Source organism: Nocardia sp. NPDC004415 (assembly GCF_053602435.1).
Window position 1 is genome coordinate 40,455 of the sequence record NZ_JBSGDP010000026.1, and the last position, 17,388, is coordinate 57,842.

The 17,388-nt window shown below is 69.1% G+C and carries 14 protein-coding genes; 10 read left to right on the plus strand and 4 right to left on the minus strand.

Annotated elements, in window-relative coordinates; all coding sequences use genetic code 11:
• Positions 1-81: 81 nt before the first annotated feature.
• The 6 genes from purF to purM all read left to right on the plus strand — a co-directional run bounded on the left by purF (position 82) and on the right by purM (position 8,285).
• Positions 82-1,662 (plus strand): amidophosphoribosyltransferase, encoded by a 1,581-nt coding sequence (purF, locus tag ACWEMY_RS14850; RefSeq protein WP_452390457.1) that lies wholly within the window; start codon positions 82-84, stop codon positions 1,660-1,662.
• A 193-nt stretch (positions 1,663-1,855) separates the two neighbouring features.
• Positions 1,856-3,433, plus strand: a complete 1,578-nt coding sequence (locus ACWEMY_RS14855) for an ABC transporter substrate-binding protein (protein WP_452390458.1) — start codon at positions 1,856-1,858, stop codon at positions 3,431-3,433.
• 75 nt (positions 3,434-3,508) lie between these two features.
• Positions 3,509-4,519: an ABC transporter permease gene (locus ACWEMY_RS14860; protein WP_452390479.1), complete on the plus strand. Its 1,011-nt coding sequence runs from the start codon at positions 3,509-3,511 to the stop codon at positions 4,517-4,519.
• Complete coding sequence (locus ACWEMY_RS14865) at positions 4,519-5,460, plus strand: ABC transporter permease (RefSeq protein WP_452390459.1); 942 nt, start codon at positions 4,519-4,521, stop codon at positions 5,458-5,460. Before ACWEMY_RS14860 ends, ACWEMY_RS14865 begins: the two co-directional genes overlap by 1 nt.
• Positions 5,453-7,117 carry a dipeptide ABC transporter ATP-binding protein gene (locus ACWEMY_RS14870; RefSeq protein WP_452390460.1) on the plus strand — a complete coding sequence of 555 codons (1,665 nt, stop codon included), beginning with the start codon at positions 5,453-5,455 and terminating at the stop codon, positions 7,115-7,117. The genes ACWEMY_RS14865 and ACWEMY_RS14870 overlap by 8 nt, the downstream gene beginning before the upstream one ends.
• An 88-nt stretch (positions 7,118-7,205) precedes the next feature.
• On the plus strand, positions 7,206-8,285 hold the full coding sequence (gene purM, locus ACWEMY_RS14875; protein ID WP_452390461.1) for a phosphoribosylformylglycinamidine cyclo-ligase: 1,080 nt from the start codon (positions 7,206-7,208) through the stop codon (positions 8,283-8,285).
• A gap of 285 nt (positions 8,286-8,570) precedes the next feature.
• Here the strand turns inward: purM and ACWEMY_RS14880 are convergent, their stop codons facing one another.
• The 4 genes from ACWEMY_RS14880 to ygfZ all read right to left on the minus strand — a co-directional run bounded on the left by ACWEMY_RS14880 (position 8,571) and on the right by ygfZ (position 11,791).
• Complete coding sequence (locus ACWEMY_RS14880; RefSeq protein WP_278264730.1) at positions 8,571-8,792, minus strand: DUF3073 domain-containing protein; 222 nt, start codon at positions 8,790-8,792, stop codon at positions 8,571-8,573.
• A gap of 175 nt (positions 8,793-8,967) precedes the next feature.
• Positions 8,968-9,918 carry an asparaginase gene (locus ACWEMY_RS14885; protein ID WP_452390462.1) on the minus strand — a complete coding sequence of 317 codons (951 nt, stop codon included), beginning with the start codon at positions 9,916-9,918 and terminating at the stop codon, positions 8,968-8,970.
• Positions 9,915-10,649, minus strand: a complete 735-nt coding sequence (locus tag ACWEMY_RS14890) for an MOSC domain-containing protein (RefSeq protein WP_452390463.1) — start codon at positions 10,647-10,649, stop codon at positions 9,915-9,917. The genes ACWEMY_RS14885 and ACWEMY_RS14890 overlap by 4 nt, the downstream gene beginning before the upstream one ends.
• Entirely contained in the window at positions 10,646-11,791 is a 1,146-nt protein-coding gene (gene ygfZ, locus ACWEMY_RS14895; RefSeq protein WP_452390464.1) for a CAF17-like 4Fe-4S cluster assembly/insertion protein YgfZ, read from the minus strand. The genes ACWEMY_RS14890 and ygfZ overlap by 4 nt, the downstream gene beginning before the upstream one ends.
• Before the next feature lie 92 nt (positions 11,792-11,883).
• On the opposite strand from ygfZ, the gene ACWEMY_RS14900 reads away from it, so the two are divergent.
• The 4 genes from ACWEMY_RS14900 to cydD all read left to right on the plus strand — a co-directional run bounded on the left by ACWEMY_RS14900 (position 11,884) and on the right by cydD (position 17,359).
• Positions 11,884-12,789 carry an aminodeoxychorismate lyase gene (locus ACWEMY_RS14900; protein ID WP_452390465.1) on the plus strand — a complete coding sequence of 302 codons (906 nt, stop codon included), beginning with the start codon at positions 11,884-11,886 and terminating at the stop codon, positions 12,787-12,789.
• Positions 12,790-12,917: 128 nt separating this feature from the next.
• Positions 12,918-14,375, plus strand: a complete 1,458-nt coding sequence (locus ACWEMY_RS14905; RefSeq protein WP_452390466.1) for a cytochrome ubiquinol oxidase subunit I — start codon at positions 12,918-12,920, stop codon at positions 14,373-14,375.
• A gap of 9 nt (positions 14,376-14,384) precedes the next feature.
• Complete coding sequence (gene cydB / locus ACWEMY_RS14910; protein ID WP_452390467.1) at positions 14,385-15,413, plus strand: cytochrome d ubiquinol oxidase subunit II; 1,029 nt, start codon at positions 14,385-14,387, stop codon at positions 15,411-15,413.
• 92 nt (positions 15,414-15,505) lie between these two features.
• Positions 15,506-17,359, plus strand: a complete 1,854-nt coding sequence (gene cydD, locus ACWEMY_RS14915; RefSeq protein WP_452390480.1) for a thiol reductant ABC exporter subunit CydD — start codon at positions 15,506-15,508, stop codon at positions 17,357-17,359.
• The last annotated feature ends 29 nt before the right edge of the window (positions 17,360-17,388 follow it).

The following is a 17,388-nucleotide window of genomic DNA, read 5'->3' on the forward strand; positions in this document are numbered from 1 at the left end:
TTTGCACTGTGGTGCGCGTCGAGGACCGATTCACCCGTAGAATGAGACCTGCCCCCAGCCCGCCCGAACAGGGAGCACACGGTGACCCACGCCGATCGCGCGATCGACAGCACATCCACACTTCCGGACGAGCCCGAGAACGAGCCCCGCGAGGAGTGTGGCGTCTTCGGCGTCTGGGCTCCGGACGAGGACGTCGCCAAGCTCACCTATTACGGCCTCTACGCGCTGCAGCATCGCGGCCAGGAGGCGGCCGGTATCGCCGTCTCCGACGGCTCGCAGATCCTGGTCTTCAAGGATCTCGGCCTGGTCTCCCAGGTGTTCGACGAGCAGACCCTCGGCGCCATGCCGGGGCACATCGCCGTCGGGCACTGTCGTTACTCCACCACCGGTGGGGTCACCTGGGAGAACGCGCAGCCGATCTTCCGCACCACCGCCGTCGGTTCCGGCCTGGCGCTGGGCCACAACGGCAATCTGGTCAACACCGCCGAACTGGCCGGTCGCGCCCGTGAGCTGGGGCTGATCGGCGCGGGCGTGATCAACGGCCGCCCGCAGATGACCGGGGCCACCTCCGACTCCGACATCGTCACCGCGCTGCTGGCGCACGCCGCCGCCGACTCGAGCATCGAGCAGGCCGCGATGGAGCTGCTGCCGCAACTGCGCGGCGCGTTCTGCCTGACCTTCATGGACGAGCACACCCTCTACGCCGCGCGCGACCCGCACGGTGTGCGCCCGCTGGTGCTCGGCCGGCTCGACCGGGGCTGGGTGGTGGCCTCCGAGACCGCCGCGCTCGACATCGTCGGCGCCGCGTTCGTGCGCGAGATCGAGCCGGGTGAGCTGCTGGCCATCGACGCCGACGGCGTGCGGTCCATGCGCTTCGCCAACCCCGAGCCCAAGGGCTGCGTGTTCGAGTACGTGTACCTGGCGCGTCCGGATACGACCATCTCCGGCCGCTCGGTGCACTCCACCCGCGTGGAGATCGGCCGCAAGCTGGCCAAGGAACATCCGATCGAGGCCGATCTGGTGATCCCGGTGCCCGAGTCGGGCACGCCCGCCGCCGTCGGTTACGCGCAGGGCTCCGGCATCTCCTACGGCCAGGGCCTGATGAAGAACGCCTATGTGGGCCGCACCTTCATCCAGCCCAGCCAGACGATCCGTCAGCTGGGTATCCGGCTCAAGCTCAACCCGCTGCGCGAGGTGATCCGCGGTAAGCGCCTGATCGTGGTCGACGACTCGATCGTGCGCGGCAACACCCAGCGCGCGCTGATCCGCATGCTGCGTGAGGCGGGCGCGCTGGAGATCCACGTGCGCATCGCCTCGCCGCCGGTGAAGTGGCCGTGCTTCTACGGCATCGACTTCGCCTCGCGCGCGGAGCTGATCGCCAACGGCACCGGCTCCGAGGACAGCTATGCCGACATGGTGGAGAACGTGCGCCGCTCGATCGGCGCCGACAGCCTCGGCTACATCAGCACCGAGGGCATGATCGCCGCCACCGAGCAGCCTGCCTCGCGCCTGTGCACGGCCTGCTTCACCGGTGACTACCCGATCGCGCTGCCGCAGGAGGCCGCGATCGGCAAGAACGTGCTCGAGGGGATGCTCTCGGGTAAGTCCGAAGCCAAGCTGCTGGGCGAGAACGTCAACGTCGACGCGTTGAGCCGTCCGTAGGTTTCCCAGTCGAAGGGCCGGTCAGGATAAACCTGACCGGCCCTTCGCATGTGTCGAATGAATGACATTGCGGCGCAACATTATTACGTAAGAATTGTTCATGGCATCCCGGCCGCCGATCGACGCATTCGAAACTGGGCGGTAATGCGGCGCCGGTACGGTCCCCTCAATCGCAGTTCGAGAACGGGGCCCGATGGTGAAGAAATATGTTGCCGCCGTAGGAATCGCCGCCGTGGTCGCGGCCACGCTCGCCGGATGCGGCTCGGGTCGCACCGATGGTGCCGGTGGGCTGGTGCTGGGCACCACCGACAAGATCTTCTCGCTGGACCCGGCCGCCGCCTACGACAACGGCTCGCTGCTGGTGGAGACCCAGATCTATTCGTATCTGCTGAATTTCGCGCCGGGTGACACCACGCCGAAGCCCGACGCGGCGGAGAAATGCGAGTTCACCGCTCCGACGATCTATACGTGCAAGATCAAATCCGGGCTCACCTTCGCCAACGGAAATCCGTTGACCGCCAACAGCGTCAAGTTCTCCTTCGACCGCATGGTGGCGATCAACGATCCGCACGGTCCTGCCTCGCTGCTGGGCAATCTCGCGAAAACCGATGTGGTCGACGATCTCACCGTCGCGTTCACGCTGAAGGTCGCCGACGACCAGACCTTCCCGACCATCCTGCCGACCCAGGCCGGACCGATCGTGGACGAGAAGGTGTTCCCGGCCGACCGTGTCGCCACCGACGACGAAGTCGTTGCCGCCAAGGGTTATTCGGGTCCGTACACGATCAGCAGCTACGACAAGAACAAGCTGGTGGAGTACCAGGCGAACCCGGGCTATCAGGGCGTACTCGGCACCCCGCGCACCGAGACCGTGTCGATGAAGTACTACGCGACCTCCGACAATCTCAAGCTGGACCTGCAGAACGGTGCCATCGATGTCGGCTACCGCTCGTTCACGCCCACCGATATCGACTCGCTGCGCGCGGATTCGTCGGTGAAGGTCACCGACGGGCCCGGCGGCGAACTGCGCTACATCGTCTTCAACATGAACACCATGCCGGGCGCGACACCCGAGCAGAAGCTGGCCGTGCGCAAGGCGGTGGCGTCCTCGGTGGATCGCGATGCGCTGGCCACCTCGGTGTACAAGGGCACCTATCAGCCCGCGTACGGCTATGTCCCGCAGGGGATGACGGGTGCGGCCGAGCCGTTGAAGCAGCTCTACGGCGCGAAGCCCGACAAGGCGAAGGCGGCGAAGTTCCTGGCCGACGCGGGCGTGTCCACCCCGGTGACGCTGAACCTGCAGTACAACCCCGACCACTACGGCTCGAGCTCCTCCGAGGAGTACGCGGCGGTGAAGTCGCAGCTCGAAGCCTCGGGGCTGTTCACGGTGAACCTGCAGTCGACCGAGTGGGTGACCTATCAGAAGGAGCGCGCCGCCGACGGCTACCCGCTCTACCAGTTCGGCTGGTTCCCCGACTTCCCGGACGCCGACAACTACCTCACGCCGTTCTTCGGGCCGAACAACTTCCTGCAGTCGCACTTCGAGAACGCCGGTGTCACCGCGCAATTGACCGCCGAGGCCACCGAACCCGATCGGGCCGAGCGCATCGCGCTGATCGAGAAGCTGCAGACCGATCTGGCGCAGAACCACCTGCCGACGCTGCCGTTGCTCTCGGGCAAGCAGGTCGCGGTGTCGCGGCCGTCGGTCTCGGGGGTGGAGCAGACTCTCGACGGTTCGTTCAAGTTCCGGTTCACCGTCCTGAGCAAGTAGGCCGCGGTGAGCGCCGAAACGGAGCCGGTGCGGCGCCGGAAAGGGCTGCGCGGCAGTGATTCCCGGCAGCTCGCGCTGGCGCGGTATCTGCTGGTCCGGCTGTTGCTGATCCTGCCGACGGCCTGGCTGCTGGTCACCGTGGTGTTCTTCCTCATGCGCGTGATCGGTGACCCGATCAGTGCGGCCATGGGTGGGCGGCTGACCCAGGACCAGATCGAGCAGCGCAAGGAGGCCGCCGGGCTCAACCGCCCGATCCTCACCCAGTACTGGGAGTACCTGACCGGTTTCCTGCACGGCGATTTCGGGCGCACCCAAGACAATCAAGAGATCGCCGAGGTGGTGGTGACCTACGGTGCCGCCACCTTCGAGCTGGTGTTCTGGGGGCTGCTCATCGCCTTCGCGGTGGGCGTTCCGCTGGGCAGATACGCGGCGACACATCGGGATTCGGCCGCCGACGCCGCGCTGCGGTTCTCGGCGGTGCTGGCCTACGCGGCGCCGGTGTTCTTCGTCGGGATGCTGCTCAAGCTGATCTTCTCGGTGTGGCTGGGCTGGTTCCCGGTGGGCGGGCGGGCCAGTACCGGGGTGGAACTGGCGTTGCGGCACGTCTCGCCGCGGACCAACATCCTGATCGTCGACGCGATCCGCTACGGGGAGCCGTCCTACATCCTGGACGTGCTCGAGCACGCGGTGCTGCCCGCCGTCGCGCTCGGGCTGCTCACCGGCGGCATCTTCCTGCGGCTGGTGCGGGTGAACCTGATCCAGACGCTGCGCAGCGATTTCGTGGAGGCGGCGCGGGCGCGGGGGTTGTCCGCGCGGGTGGTCACCGGGCGGCACGCGGTGCGCAACGCGCTGATCCCCATCGTCACGGTGATGGGCATGTGTATCGCGATGATGCTCGGCGGCGCGGTCCTCACCGAGACCACCTTCGAATGGAAGGGGCTGGGCTACCAGCTCGCCGAGTACCTGCGGGCGCGCGACTTCATCGCGGTGCAGGGGATCGTGGCGTTCATCGCGGTGCTGGTCGCGGTGATGAGTTTCGTGGTGGACGCCGTCGTCGCGCTGATCGACCCGAGGGTGCGGTTCTGATGGGCGGGCGCCGGATTCCGGGCGCGCGGATGCTGTCGATGACCGCCGGGCTGCAACGGGTCTCGCTGATCACCGGGCTGGTGCTGGTGGCGGGGTTCGTCCTCGTCGCGGTGTGCGCGCCGCTGCTCGCGCCCTACGGGCTGGCCCAGAACAATGCCGACGGGGTGGCTTTCGTGTCGCAGCAGCCGCCCTCGGCGCAGCACTGGTTCGGCACCTCGGTGCGCAGCGAGGACGTGTTCTCGCGGGTGCTGTTCGGCGCGCGCACCGCGCTGCTGGTGATCGTCGTCGCGGTGACGCTGTCGCTGCTGGTCGGGGTGCCGCTCGGGTTGCTGTCGGGGTATGTGGGGCGCTGGGTGGACCGGGTGCTGGTGGTGGTGATGGACGCGATCTACGCGTTTCCCACGCTGCTGCTGGCCATCGTGGTCTCGATCGTGGTGGCGGGCGGGACGTCGAGCAGTCTGGGCGGGATGCTGTCGGCGGCCATCGCCATCACGGTGGTGTATGTGCCGCAGTACTTCCGGGTGGTGCGCAATGCGACGGTGGCGGTGAAGACCGAGCCGTATGTGGACGCGGCGCGGGTCACCGGGGCCTCCACGACGCGGATCATGTTCCGGCACATCCTGGGCAATGTCACCGGATCGCTGCCGGTGATCGTCACCATCAATGCCGCCGACGCGATTCTCACCCTGGCCGCGCTGGGGTTCCTCGGCTTCGGCATCGAGCCCACCCAGGCCGCCGAGTGGGGCTACGACCTGAACAAGGCGCTCAACGACGTGTCCAACGGGATCTGGTGGACCTCGATCTTCCCGGGCACCGCCATCGTGCTGGTGGTCCTCGGGATGACGCTGGTGGGCGAGAGCGTCGACGAGACACTGAATCCGCTGCTGCGCACCCGGCGGGCCGTCACCACCGCGACGGAGAAGGAACAGGCCGATGACTGAGCCGCGCACACCCGCCCTGTCGGTGGACGGGCTGTCGGTGACCTTCGCCACCGACAGCGGGCCGGTCGAGGCGGTGCGGGAGGTGTCCTACGAGGTGTTCCCTGGCGAGGTGCTCGCCATCGTGGGGGAGTCCGGCTCGGGCAAGTCGGTGAGCGCGCGCACCGCGATCGGCCTGCTGCCGCACACCGCGCGGGTGCGCGGGCTGGTGCGCGTCGGCGACCGGGCGGTGACGGCGATGACCGAACGTCAGCTGACGGCGCTGCGTGGCGGCGCGGTCTCGATGATCTTCCAGGAGCCCGCCCGCGCGCTGGACCCGCTGTTCACCGTGGGATTCCAGCTCGCCGAGGCGCTGCGCGCGCACAGCGGGATGGGCCGCAAGGCCGCGCGCGCCAAGGCGATCGAGCTGCTGGGCACCGTGGGCCTGCCCGATCCGCGACACCGGGTGGACTACTACCCGCACCAGCTCTCCGGCGGGCAGAAGCAGCGGGTGATGATCGCCGTGGCCATCGCGTGCGAGCCGAAGGTGATCATCGCCGACGAGCCGACCACGGCGCTGGATGTCACCGTGCAGGCCGAGATCCTGGATCTGCTGCGCGACCTGCGCGACCGGCTGGGCAGCGCGATCGTGTTGATCACCCACAACATGGGTGTGGTCGCCGACCTCGCCGACCGGGTGGTGGTGATGCGCGCGGGCGAGGTGGTCGAGGAGGCGCCGGTGGACGAACTGTTCGCCGCGCCGCGCGCCGAGTACACCCGCTCGCTGCTGGCGGCGGTGCCGCATCTGGGCGCGGCGGGTGGGCGGCCCGCACCCGATCCGGCGGCCGAGCCGGTGCTCGAGGTGCGCGATCTGGTGGTCGAGTTCCCCGGGCCGTTCGGGCGGCCCGCGTTCCGGGCGGTGGACGAGGTGGGGTTGGTGATCCGGCCGGGGGAGACGCTGGGGCTGGTGGGGGAGTCGGGGTCGGGCAAGTCGACCATCGGGCGCTGCGTCGCGGCCTTGCAGCGGCCGAGCGCCGGGCAGGTGCTGGTGCGCGGGCAGGACATCGCCGCGCTCTCCCAGCGCAGGCTGCGCCCGATCCGGCGCCGCTTCGGGTTCGTGTTCCAGGACCCGGCGGGCTCGCTCAATCCGCGCCTGACCATCGGCGAGTGCGTGGCCGAGCCGCTGGCCGTGCACAAGGTGGGCACCAGGGCGGGCATCCGCGATCGGGTGCGGCAACTGCTCGACGACGTGCGCCTGCCCGCGGGCACCGAACGCCGGTATCCGCACGAACTGTCCGGCGGGCAGCGTCAGCGGGCCAGCCTGGCCAGGGCGCTGGTCCTCGACCCCGACCTGCTGGTGGCCGACGAACCGACCAGCGCGCTGGACGTCTCGGTGCAGGCGGCGGTGCTGGAACTGTTCGCCGAGCTGCAACGCGAGTGCGGCTGGGCCTGCCTGTTCGTCAGCCACGACCTGGCCGTGGTCGACCAGCTGGCCGACCGGATACTGGTGCTGCGCGAGGGCCGCTGTGTCGAACAGGGCGATCGCGAACAGATCCTGCGTCACCCCGTGGACCCCTACACCCGCCGCCTGGTCACGGCCGTCCCGGTTCCCGACCCGGTCCGGCAGCGTGCGCGCCGGGGCGAGAGCGACACCACATTGGCCGGGGAGCTGGAACAATGAGCTAGGAGCCGCACGACAGCTGGACGGGCGGATCACTTAGAGTTACTAGGCATCTATCCGCCGATTCGGTTTGGAGCTTTCCCCCACAATGACTGAACAGACCCCCAGCGGCGCCGGCGCTTCCTACGCCGCGGCCGGCGTGGACATCGAAGCCGGTGACCGCGCCGTCGAATTGTTCGGACCATTGGCGAAGAAGGCCAGCCGACCCGAGGTGCAGGGTGGGCTCGGCGGCTTCGCCGGCCTGTTCGCCCTCAAGGGCGGATACCGCGAGCCGCTGCTGGCCGCCTCCACCGACGGCGTCGGCACCAAGATCGCCGTCGCCCAGGCGCTGGACAAGCACGACACCGTCGGCCTCGACCTGGTCGCCATGGTCGTCGACGACCTGGTGGTCTGTGGCGCCGAGCCGCTGTTCCTGCAGGACTACATCGCCATCGGCAAGGTCGTCCCGGAGAAGGTCGCCGAGCTGGTCTCCGGCATCGCCGAGGGCTGCATCAAGGCCGGTTGCGCGCTGCTCGGTGGCGAGACCGCCGAGCACCCTGGCCTGATGGACCCGGACGACTACGACCTGTCCGCCACCGGCGTCGGCGTCGTGGAAGCCGACTCGGTACTCGGCCCCGACCGGGTGCGCCCCGGCGACGTCGTCATCGCGATGGGCTCCTCGGGCCTGCACTCCAACGGCTACAGCCTGGCCCGCAAGGTCCTGCTCGACATCGACCGCATGTCGCTGACCGGCTACGTCGAGGAGTTCGGCCGCACCCTGGGCGAGGAACTGCTCGAGCCCACCCGCATCTACGCCAAGGACTGCCTGGCGCTGATCGCCGAGACCGACGTGCGCACCTTCTCCCACGTCACCGGTGGTGGCCTGGCCGCCAACCTGGCGCGCGTGCTGCCCGCCGGCCTGGTCGCCGAGCTGGACCGTGGCACCTGGAACCCGGCGCCGGTGTTCAAGATGATCGCCCAGCGCGGGCGCGTCGAGCGGGTCGAGATGGAGAAGACGTTCAACATGGGCGTCGGCATGGTCGCCATCGTCGCCCCCGAGGACGCCGACCGCGCGCTGGCGGTGCTCACCGCCCGCCACATCGACTGCTGGACCCTGGGCCAGGTCAAGAAGGCCGCCGACGCCGACGCGCCTCGCGCGATCCTGCTGGGCGACCACCCGCGGTTCTGATCCCTGTCACGCGCTGAGCCGGGTCGCGATCTTTCGCGACCCGGCTCACGGCGTTTGCGGGGTTTGTGCTGTGCCCGGATCGGCTACCCCACCGATGAAGGGGTAGGTACCCGTCCGCTCGGGGTGGTCGGGGCCTCGAGGCGGCGAACACGACGAGCGTCCTGTGTGTGCACAGGACGCTCGTCGTCTATTCGGATGTTCGCCGTACTGCTGCGAGCCCGACGCGCTGAGTGACAACGGCTGAAGGGGGAGGCCGCGCGGGCCTCCCCCTTCACCGACGGTCGGTCAGCGGCGCCAGCTGTCGTAGTCGTCGTCCTCGTTGTTCCAACGGGACGCCGACTCGTCTGCGTCGTGCTCATCGGAGATCACTCCGCCGCTCCTCGGTGGTGAGAGCGGAGTGCTATCCGACAGCTCGCGCTGAAGGCTCGCGAAGTCGGTCGGCGCGGAGCTGTACTTGAGCTCACGTGCGACTTTGGTCTGCTTTGCCTTAGCCCGGCCACGGCCCATGGCTGACCCCCTCGCGTCACTGCGGGGCGGCCTGGGGTTTGTTGGCGGCCCCGTTCGAATTAATACTCTTCCTGACAGACACTTTAGCGTGTGTTAGACGGTCGCGCTCCCAGGAGTGGGTGAAGAACTCCCGAACCGCTACCGTTTGCCCCTTCTTCGCCGTGACCGCCCGGTCTCAGAGCACCCCCGGAATCGCGCGGATCACACCGACTCTGGCATCGCCACCGGTGACGGCGGTGGCGGCGAGCTCGGTATGGACGTCGATCCAGTCGACGCCGAGCCTGCGCAGAATCGCCAGCGTCAGCGGCATCCTGGCCCGGTCGTGACCGTCGTCGATCTTGTAGGCGAAGGCGCGTCCGTCGGGCAGCGCGCCCGCGTGCACACCGTCGGCACCGATCTTGCAGAAGAGTCCGGGGGTGCTCGACATGGCCAGCAGGTCGGGGCCGTTGGTGCCCGAAATCACTCGCGGATTCGCCCGTACGGCATCGGCGATCCGGCGCGGCGCGGTGCCGGGCTCGGCCGTGGTGAAACCGGCGAACGCGCGGGCCAGATTGATCAGCGAGACGGGCACGATCGGCAGGCCGCAGCCGTCGATGCCCAGGTCGGTCTCGGGTTCGCCGGTGACGTCGGCGATGGTGGCGAGAACTGCCTGCTGCAGGGGGTGCTCGACCTCGAGATATCCGGTGCGCGGCCAGTCGTTGATCAGGCAGGTGGCCAGCATCGCCGCGTGTTTGCCCGAGCAGTTCATGTACAGCGGGCTCGGGCCGGAGCCGGTACGGGCCAGGGCGCGGGCCTGCTCCTCGAAGGGGAGGTCGGGTGGGCAGGCCAGGTCGGCCTCGGTCCGGCCGAAGCGGTCGAGCAGGCGGCGGACCAGCGCGACGTGGTCGGGCTCGCCGAAGTGCGAGGCGGTGGTGATGGCGAGTTCGGCGTCGTCGACGGGGTCGAAGCCGTTGCGCAGCAGGGTCAGCGCCTGCATCGGCTTGTTGGTCGAGCGCGGGAAGATCGGGCCGTGGACCTCGCCGAGCTCGAGGGTGGGGGTGCCGTCGGGATCGAGGACGACGACCGAACCGCGGTGTACGCACTCGCGGAAACCGGAGCGCACCACTTCGACCAGTTCGACACTCACGCCGTCTCCCCTCCGCCTGCCTGCGCGAGCGCGCGCCTGCTCCTGGTGTGCCGGTCGATCTGCATGTGGACGTCGGCGGAGATGGTCGGCTCCTCGACGCGCAGGCGTTCGAGCAGCGCGTGGTCGGCGCCGGTGAACAGGTCGCGCACGGTGATGCCGTGCTCGGGCACACGCACCACGCGCACCTCGTCGCCCGCGCCGATGCTGCCCTCGGTGAGCACCCGGAAGTAGCAGCCGGTGTCGGATTGGAGGGTGAAGCGCTTGACCCACTGGCGTTCGCCGGACCACTGCTGGAACGCGGCGCACGGGACGCGGGGCGCGCTCACCTCCAGCAGCGTGTCGCCGATCGCCCAGTGCGCGCCGAGCACCGCGTCGCTCACCGGCAGCCCGCTCAGGCGCAGATTCTCGCCGAACCAGCCCGCGGGCAGGGTGCGGCCGAGTTCGTGGCCCCAGCGGTCGGCGTCGGCATCGGAGTAGGCGTACACGGCCTGGTCGACGCCGCCGTGGTGCTCGACATCGCAGACGTGATCACCGTCGAGCCCGAGCGCCCGCACCGGGACGCGACCCTCGACCGGCCGCTTGTCGATCGCGGAACGTCCGACCCGGGTGCGCACCTCGATGTCGGCATGCACCACGCAGACCGCCTCGACCCGGCCGGTGTCACCGACCCGCTGAGACGGACGGCCGGTCGCCGGAGTCGCCGACTCGGCGCGCCGGAGGTCCTCGCTCATCGCCCGCGCAGCCGGTCGACGGCGGCGCGGCCCGCCTGGACGCCGTCGTCGGCGGGGACGGAGTCGGGATCGATGGCGGCGGCCATGGTTCCGGCGACCAGTTCGGTGCCGGCGGGGACCGAGCGTTTGACCAGTGCGAGGGCGATCGGGCCGAGTTCGTAGTGGTCGATGACGGTGCCCAGGCGGCCGACCGTGCGACCGCCCGCGGTGATGTCGTCGCCGGTGGCGGGACGTTCGTCGGCGGAGCCGTCGAGGTGCAGCAGCAGCAGGTTGCGCGGCGGCTTGCCCAGGTTGTGCACCCGGGCGACGGTCTCCTGGCCGCGGTAGCAGCCCTTGTTCAAGTGCACCGCGCCGTGTTCGTCGACGCCGCCGATCCAGCGGGCCTCGTGCGGGATGGTGCGCTCGTCGGTGTCCAGGCCGATGCGCGGGCGCAGGGCGGCCACCCGCAGCGCCTCGTAGGCCCACATGCCCGCGGGCCGGGCGCCTGCGGCGGTGAGTTTCGTCCACCAGTCACCGAGGGTCGCGCGCGGCACGATCAGGTCGAAGGAGTGCTCGCCCGGCCACGGCATCCGGCGCAGGAACCCGCCGCCGGGCAGCGCCACGGCCCCGTAGACCTCGGGCAGGGCGTCGATGCCCAGCGCGGGCAGCAGGGTGTCCACCTGCGGGCCCAGCAGGCTCAGTACGGCGTGATCGGGCGCGGCGACCGGCTTGGCGTCGGCCCAGAACACCATCTTCTGGAGGAACGACAGCAGCTCGGCGCCACGCTCGGCCTCGGTGTCGAGCCAGGCGGTGCCGTCGAGGTCGGTGAGCACGAAGTGGTGCTGGACGCGGCCGTTGAGGTCGAGGTCCAGGTTCTCGGCGCTGTGCCCGTCGGGGAGGGCGGCGATGTGCTGGCTGGTGATGGTGTGCAGCCAGCTCAGGCGCTCGGCGCCGGTGATGGTGGCCACGCTGCGATGGGACCGGTCGACGACCGCGACCCGCTGCACCGCGGCCTTCTGCTCGCCGAAGGGATCGCCGTAATGCCAGGCGACCGCCGCGTCGGGAGAGCCCGGTGCGCCCGCGACGGCACCCGGAGTATGGAGAACAGGACTGGGGGCGACGACCTGCGACACAACACCCACTGTAGGCGCGTGCGCCGACATGTGCCGCAGGCGGGCATCGCGACAGGCTGATCCGAAGGCCCGTTTCCCGGCAGCCGTAGGCATAACGGACCGATAACGCCTACGCTCGTCACATGGGAGAACGGGTACTTGTGACACTCGACGGCGCGTTCGCTGATGCGAACGCGCCGTTGCTTTATGCCGACGACATCGGAGCACTGCGGGGCGACGGGGTTTTCGAAACGATTCTGGTCCGCAACGGCACCGCCATGGCGCTGGAATTCCACCTCGCCAGGCTGCGCCGCTCCGCGCAGGCGCTGGAACTGCCGGATCCGGGGCTGACGAAATGGCGCTCGGCGGTGAAGCTCGCGGTCAAGGAGTGGGGCGCCGACGAAGAGGGCATGCTGCGGCTGATCTACTCGCGCGGTCGTGACGCGGAATTCGACGCGCCGCGCTCGGAACTGGTGCCCGAGGACCCGAAGCCCACCGCGTATGTGCTCGTCTCCCCGGTCCCCGAACGTGTCGCGACCGCCCGCGCCGAGGGTGTGAAGGTGATGTCGCTGGCGCGGGGCATCTCGGTCGATCTGGCCCAGGCCGCGCCCTGGCAGCTGCTCGGCGCGAAGACGCTGTCGTACGCGACGAACATGGCCGCGCTGCGGTTCGCCCGCCGGATGGGCGCCGAGGACGTGATCTTCCACAGCACCGAGCACCGCGTGCTCGAGGGCCCGCGCTCCACGGTGGTGATCGCGCGCGACAAGCAGCTGATCACCCCGCCCGCGAAAAACGGTGTGCTGCCGGGGGTTACGCAGCGCTCGCTGTTCGCGGTTGCGGAGAAGGCCGGCTGGGAGTGCAAGTACCAGTCGCTGTTCACCGCCGACCTGTTCGACTGCGACAGCATCTGGCTACTGTCGAGCATCACGCTGGCCGCGCGGGTGAATCAGCTGGACGGGGTGCGTATGTCGGCGCCGGACAACGCGCAGGAGATCATCGACCTGGTGGATCAGGGCATCGAACGACCGGGTGCCATCGGCGACTGGTGAGCCGTGCGTGGGGCACGGGTGGGCGTGCCCCTGCGGGGTTTCGGCGTCGTGTCCGTCGTCACCCTTGATCAGCGCCGTTCCCCGCGTAACATCTACTACAAGTCGTCGTAGTGGAAGTTGGAGGTCGGATGGACACGCTCGATGTCTCCCGGTGGCAATTCGGGATCACGACCGTCTACCACTTCATCTTCGTACCACTGACCATCGGCCTGGCGCCACTGATCGCGATGATGCAGACCGCGTGGGTGGTCACCGGTAACGAACGCTGGTACCGGCTGACGAAATTCTTCGGCAAACTCTTCCTGATCAACTTCGCCCTCGGCGTGGCCACCGGCATCGTGCAGGAATTCCAGTTCGGTATGAACTGGAGCGAATATTCGCGCTTCATCGGCGACGTCTTCGGCGCCCCACTGGCTTTGGAAGCGCTCATCGCCTTCTTCATGGAGTCCACCTTCATCGGGCTGTGGATCTTCGGCTGGACGCGATTGCCGAAACTCGTTCACCTGGCGACGATCTGGATCGTCGCGCTCGGTGTGAACGCCTCGGCGTACTTCATCGTCGCCGCCAATTCCTTCATGCAGCATCCGGTCGGCGCGCGCTACAACCCCGAGACCGGGCGCGCCGAATTGGAGAGCATCGCCGCGCTGCTCACCAACAACACGACGCTGGCGGCGTTCCCGCACGTCGTCGCGGGAGCGTTCCTCACCGCCGGGGTGTTCGTCGCGGGTGTGGCGGGCTGGTGGATGGTGCGCAACGCGCGCAGCGGTGACGCCGCGAAACTCGAAGAGGCGCGCACGATGTGGCGTCCGGCCGCCCGCGCCTCGCTGGTGGTGGTCGTGCTCGCCGGGATCGCGCTGGTGTTCACCGGCGACATCCAGGGCAAGCTCATGTTCGACCAGCAGCCGATGAAGATGGCCTCGGCGGAATCGTTGTGCCACACCGAGACCGACCCCGATTTCTCGGTGCTCACCGTCGGCACGCACAACAACTGCGACAGCGTGATCCACGTGCTGAAGGTGCCGTATGTGCTGCCGTACCTGGCCGAGGGACAGTTCAGCGACGTCACGCTGGCCGGTGTGCAGGACCTCCAGCAGACCTACAACGTGCAATACGGCCCCGGTGACTACCGGCCCAACCTGTTCGTCACCTACTGGTCCTTCCGCGCCATGATCGGCCTCGCCGCCGGCGCCATGCTGCTGGTGTTCGCCGGATTCTGGGTGACGCGCGGTGGCCGCGTGCCCGACCAGAAGTGGTTCTCCTGGCTGAGCCTGCTCGCCATCCCCACCCCGTTCCTGGCCAACAGCGCGGGCTGGGTGTTCACCGAGATGGGGCGTCAACCGTGGGCGGTGGTGCCCAATCCCACCGGTGATCCGAACATCCGGATGACGGTGCAGCAGGCGGTCTCCGAACACTCCGCCACCACCGTGCTGTTCTCGCTGATCGTGTTCACGCTGCTCTACGGTGCCCTGGCGGTGGTGTGGTTCTACCTGATCCGCCGGTACGTCGTCGCCGGGCCGGACACGCCGAAGCCCGCGCCGGACACCCCGGACGAGCCGTCCGTCGAACAACTGTCCTTCGCCTACTAGGAGCCCGCCGTGAATCTGCAGGAATTCTGGTTCGTCCTGATCGGCGTGCTGTTCACCGGCTATTTCGTGCTGGAGGGCTTCGACTTCGGCGTCGGCATGCTCATGCCGATCCTGGGCAAGGGCTCCGACACCCGCAGGCGTGTGGTGCTCAACACCATCGGCCCGGTGTGGGACGGTAACGAGGTGTGGCTGATCACCGCAGGCGGCGCGCTGTTCGCGGCCTTCCCCGAGTGGTACGCGAGCATGTTCTCCGGGTTCTACCTGGCGCTGCTGCTGTTGCTGGTGGCGCTGATCCTGCGCGTCTGCGCGATCGAGTACCGCGGCAAGATCAACGATCCCAAGTGGCGCAAGTGGTGCGATATCGGCATCGGGATCGGGTCGTGGGTGCCCGCGCTGGCCTGGGGCTGGGTGTTCGCGAACATGGTGCGCGGGGTGCCGCTGAACGAGCGCAAGCAGATCGTCGGCTCGGTGTGGGACCTGTTCAGCCCGTACGCGCTGCTCGGCGGCCTGGCCACCGCGACCCTGTTCGCCCTGCACGGCGCGATCTTCCTGACCCTCAAGACCGCCGGTGAGGTGCGCGCCGACACCGAGCGCGTCGCCCGGCTGCTGCTGATACCCACCGCGGTGGTGGTCGGTGCCTTCGGCCTGTGGACCCAGCTCGCCTACGGCACCGGCTGGACCTGGGCGATGCTGGGGCTCGCGGTGGCCGGTCTGCTGCTCGCCGCCGCCGCCAACCTCGCCGGACGCGACGGCTGGGCCTTCGTCGGCACCACGCTGACGGTGATCGGCGCGACGGTGCTCATCGTCGGCTCCATGTTCCCGAACGTGCTGCCCTCCACCATCGACCCGCTCTACCACCTCACCGTCTACAACGCCTCCTCCACGCCTTACACCCTGAAGGTGATGAGCTGGGCCGCCCTCATCGCGACCCCGGTCGTGCTGATCTACCAGGGCTGGACGTACTGGGTGTTCCGTCAGCGGATCCGGGTCGAACAGATCCCGGCCCCGATCGGGCTGCCGTTCACCGGTAAGGACTGACCCCGGTGGGCCCGGCGCGAGGCGATGCGGCCGCCGACTCCTCGACGGGGCGAGCGGTCGACGAGCCGGCGCTGCGATCCGGTCGCCGGGTGGTGGGGCCATCGCGGGCCGAGGCGGTAGGGGCTGGTCGGGCGGGTGGGCGCAAGCCCGTCGATCCGCGGTTGTGGCGGTATGCGCGGTCGGCGCGGCCGCATCTGGTGATCGCGGTCGTGCTGGCGCTGGTGATCACTGCCTCGATCGTGGCGATGGCGTTGCTGCTCGGGCGGGTGCTGGCCGGGGTGATCACCGATCCCGGTAAGCGTGAGTTCGCCTCGTGGACGACCGAACTGGCGCTGCTCGGTATCGCTGTGGCGGTGCGGGCCGCGGCGAGCTGGTGGCAGGCGCGACTGGCGCACCGGGCGGGCAGCACGGTGGTGGCCGAACTGGAGAACGCCGTGCTGCGGGCCGGGGCCGAACTGCCGCCGCGTGAGCTCGACGCGCGGCGCACCGAGATCGCGGTCGTCGTCGGCAACGGTCTGAGTGGGCTGCGCGGCTGGTTCACCGGCTACCTGCCCGCCCTGCTGCTGGCTTGCCTCGTTCCACCGATCGTGCTGGTGGTCATCGCTTTCCACGACCCCACCTCGGCGCTGATCGCGGTGATCACCGTGCCGCTCATCCCGATCTTCATGATCCTCATCGGCCTGCTCACCCAGGGCCGCGCCGAAGCCACCCTCGCCGCCACCACCCGGCTCTCCGATCAGATCCTCGACCTGTTCGCCGGAATGCCGACCCTGCGCGCGCTGGGCCGCGAAGGTCCCACCGGGCCCAGCATGGTGGATCAGGTGCGGGCACTGGGTGATTCGCTGCGGCGGCGGACCATGAAGGCGCTGCGGATCGCGTTCCTGTCCTCGATGGTGCTGGAAAGCCTGGCGACCCTGAGCGTCGCGCTGATCGCCGTCGCCATCGGGTTGCGGTTGGTGTACGGGGACATGACGTTGTACGCCGGGCTGGTCGCGCTGATCCTGGCGCCGGAGGTGTACTGGCCGCTGCGGGTGGTGGGGGAGAAGTTCCACGCGGCGCAGGACGGGATGGCGGCGGCGGAGAAGGCGTTCGCGGTGCTGGAGCCGCGCCCGGCGTCGGGTAGTGATGCGCGAGAGCGACTTTCCGTGCGATCCGCTGAACGGGTGCGGGGTGTGTCGGTCCCGGAATCCGGGCCAGGGCACACGATCACACTCCGTGGGTTGACGGTGGGCGCGCGGTCGGGTGTCGCGCCCGATCGGCTCGATGCCGAGCTGGCGCCGGGTATCGTGACAGTGCTGACAGGGGCCAATGGCAGCGGTAAATCGACTGCTTTGCAAGCGATTCTGGGCCTGATCGAACCCGATCGCGGGTCGGTTCGGGTCGACGGTGTGGATGTGCGCGAGCTCGATTCCGGGGACTGGTGGGGGCGGATCGCCTGGTTGCCGCAGCGTCCGGTGCTGGTGCCGGGGACCTTGCGGGAGAACGTCGAGCTGCTGGGGGCCGGGGTCGGCGGTATCGGGTCGGCCGACAGTGGCGCGGACTACTTGTCGAAGCTCGAAAAGATCAGTGCCGTCACAGGTTTCGATGGAGTCCTGGACGAGCTGCCCGACCGCTGGGACACCGTCGTCGGCCAGGGCGGCACCGGCCTGTCCCTCGGCCAGCGTCAGCGCCTCGCCCTCACCCGTGTCCTCGCCGCCGACCGCCCGATTCTGCTGCTCGACGAACCGACAGCCCACCTCGACGCCGAGGCGGAACACGGCGTCCTCACCGCCCTGCGCGACATCGCGGTGCGCGGAGCCACAGTGGTGATCGTCGGACACCGGCCGACCGTGCTGGCCGCGGCGGATGTCGTGGTGCGGGTGAACGCCGGTCCGCCGGAATCCACGGCGGACGGGCACGGGACGGACGAGCGTAGCGATGGGGGTGGGGTTCGTGGCCGGGCGTGAGCGTGGGGCGTTGGTGGGGGATGTGCGGG

Coding starts and splice junctions, on each gene's coding strand:
- ACWEMY_RS14855 (WP_452390458.1), top strand. CDS start 1,856: ATGGTGAAGAAATATGTTGCCGCCGTAGGAATCGCCGCCGTGGTCGCG.
- ygfZ (WP_452390464.1), bottom strand. CDS start 11,791: ATGTCGGCGCACGCGCCTACAGTGGGTGTTGTGTCGCAGGTCGTCGCC.
- ACWEMY_RS14870 (WP_452390460.1), top strand. CDS start 5,453: ATGACTGAGCCGCGCACACCCGCCCTGTCGGTGGACGGGCTGTCGGTG.
- ACWEMY_RS14880 (WP_278264730.1), bottom strand. CDS start 8,792: ATGGGCCGTGGCCGGGCTAAGGCAAAGCAGACCAAAGTCGCACGTGAG.
- ACWEMY_RS14900 (WP_452390465.1), top strand. CDS start 11,884: ATGGGAGAACGGGTACTTGTGACACTCGACGGCGCGTTCGCTGATGCG.
- ACWEMY_RS14865 (WP_452390459.1), top strand. CDS start 4,519: ATGGGCGGGCGCCGGATTCCGGGCGCGCGGATGCTGTCGATGACCGCC.
- ACWEMY_RS14905 (WP_452390466.1), top strand. CDS start 12,918: ATGGACACGCTCGATGTCTCCCGGTGGCAATTCGGGATCACGACCGTC.
- ACWEMY_RS14890 (WP_452390463.1), bottom strand. CDS start 10,649: ATGAGCGAGGACCTCCGGCGCGCCGAGTCGGCGACTCCGGCGACCGGC.
- purM (WP_452390461.1), top strand. CDS start 7,206: ATGACTGAACAGACCCCCAGCGGCGCCGGCGCTTCCTACGCCGCGGCC.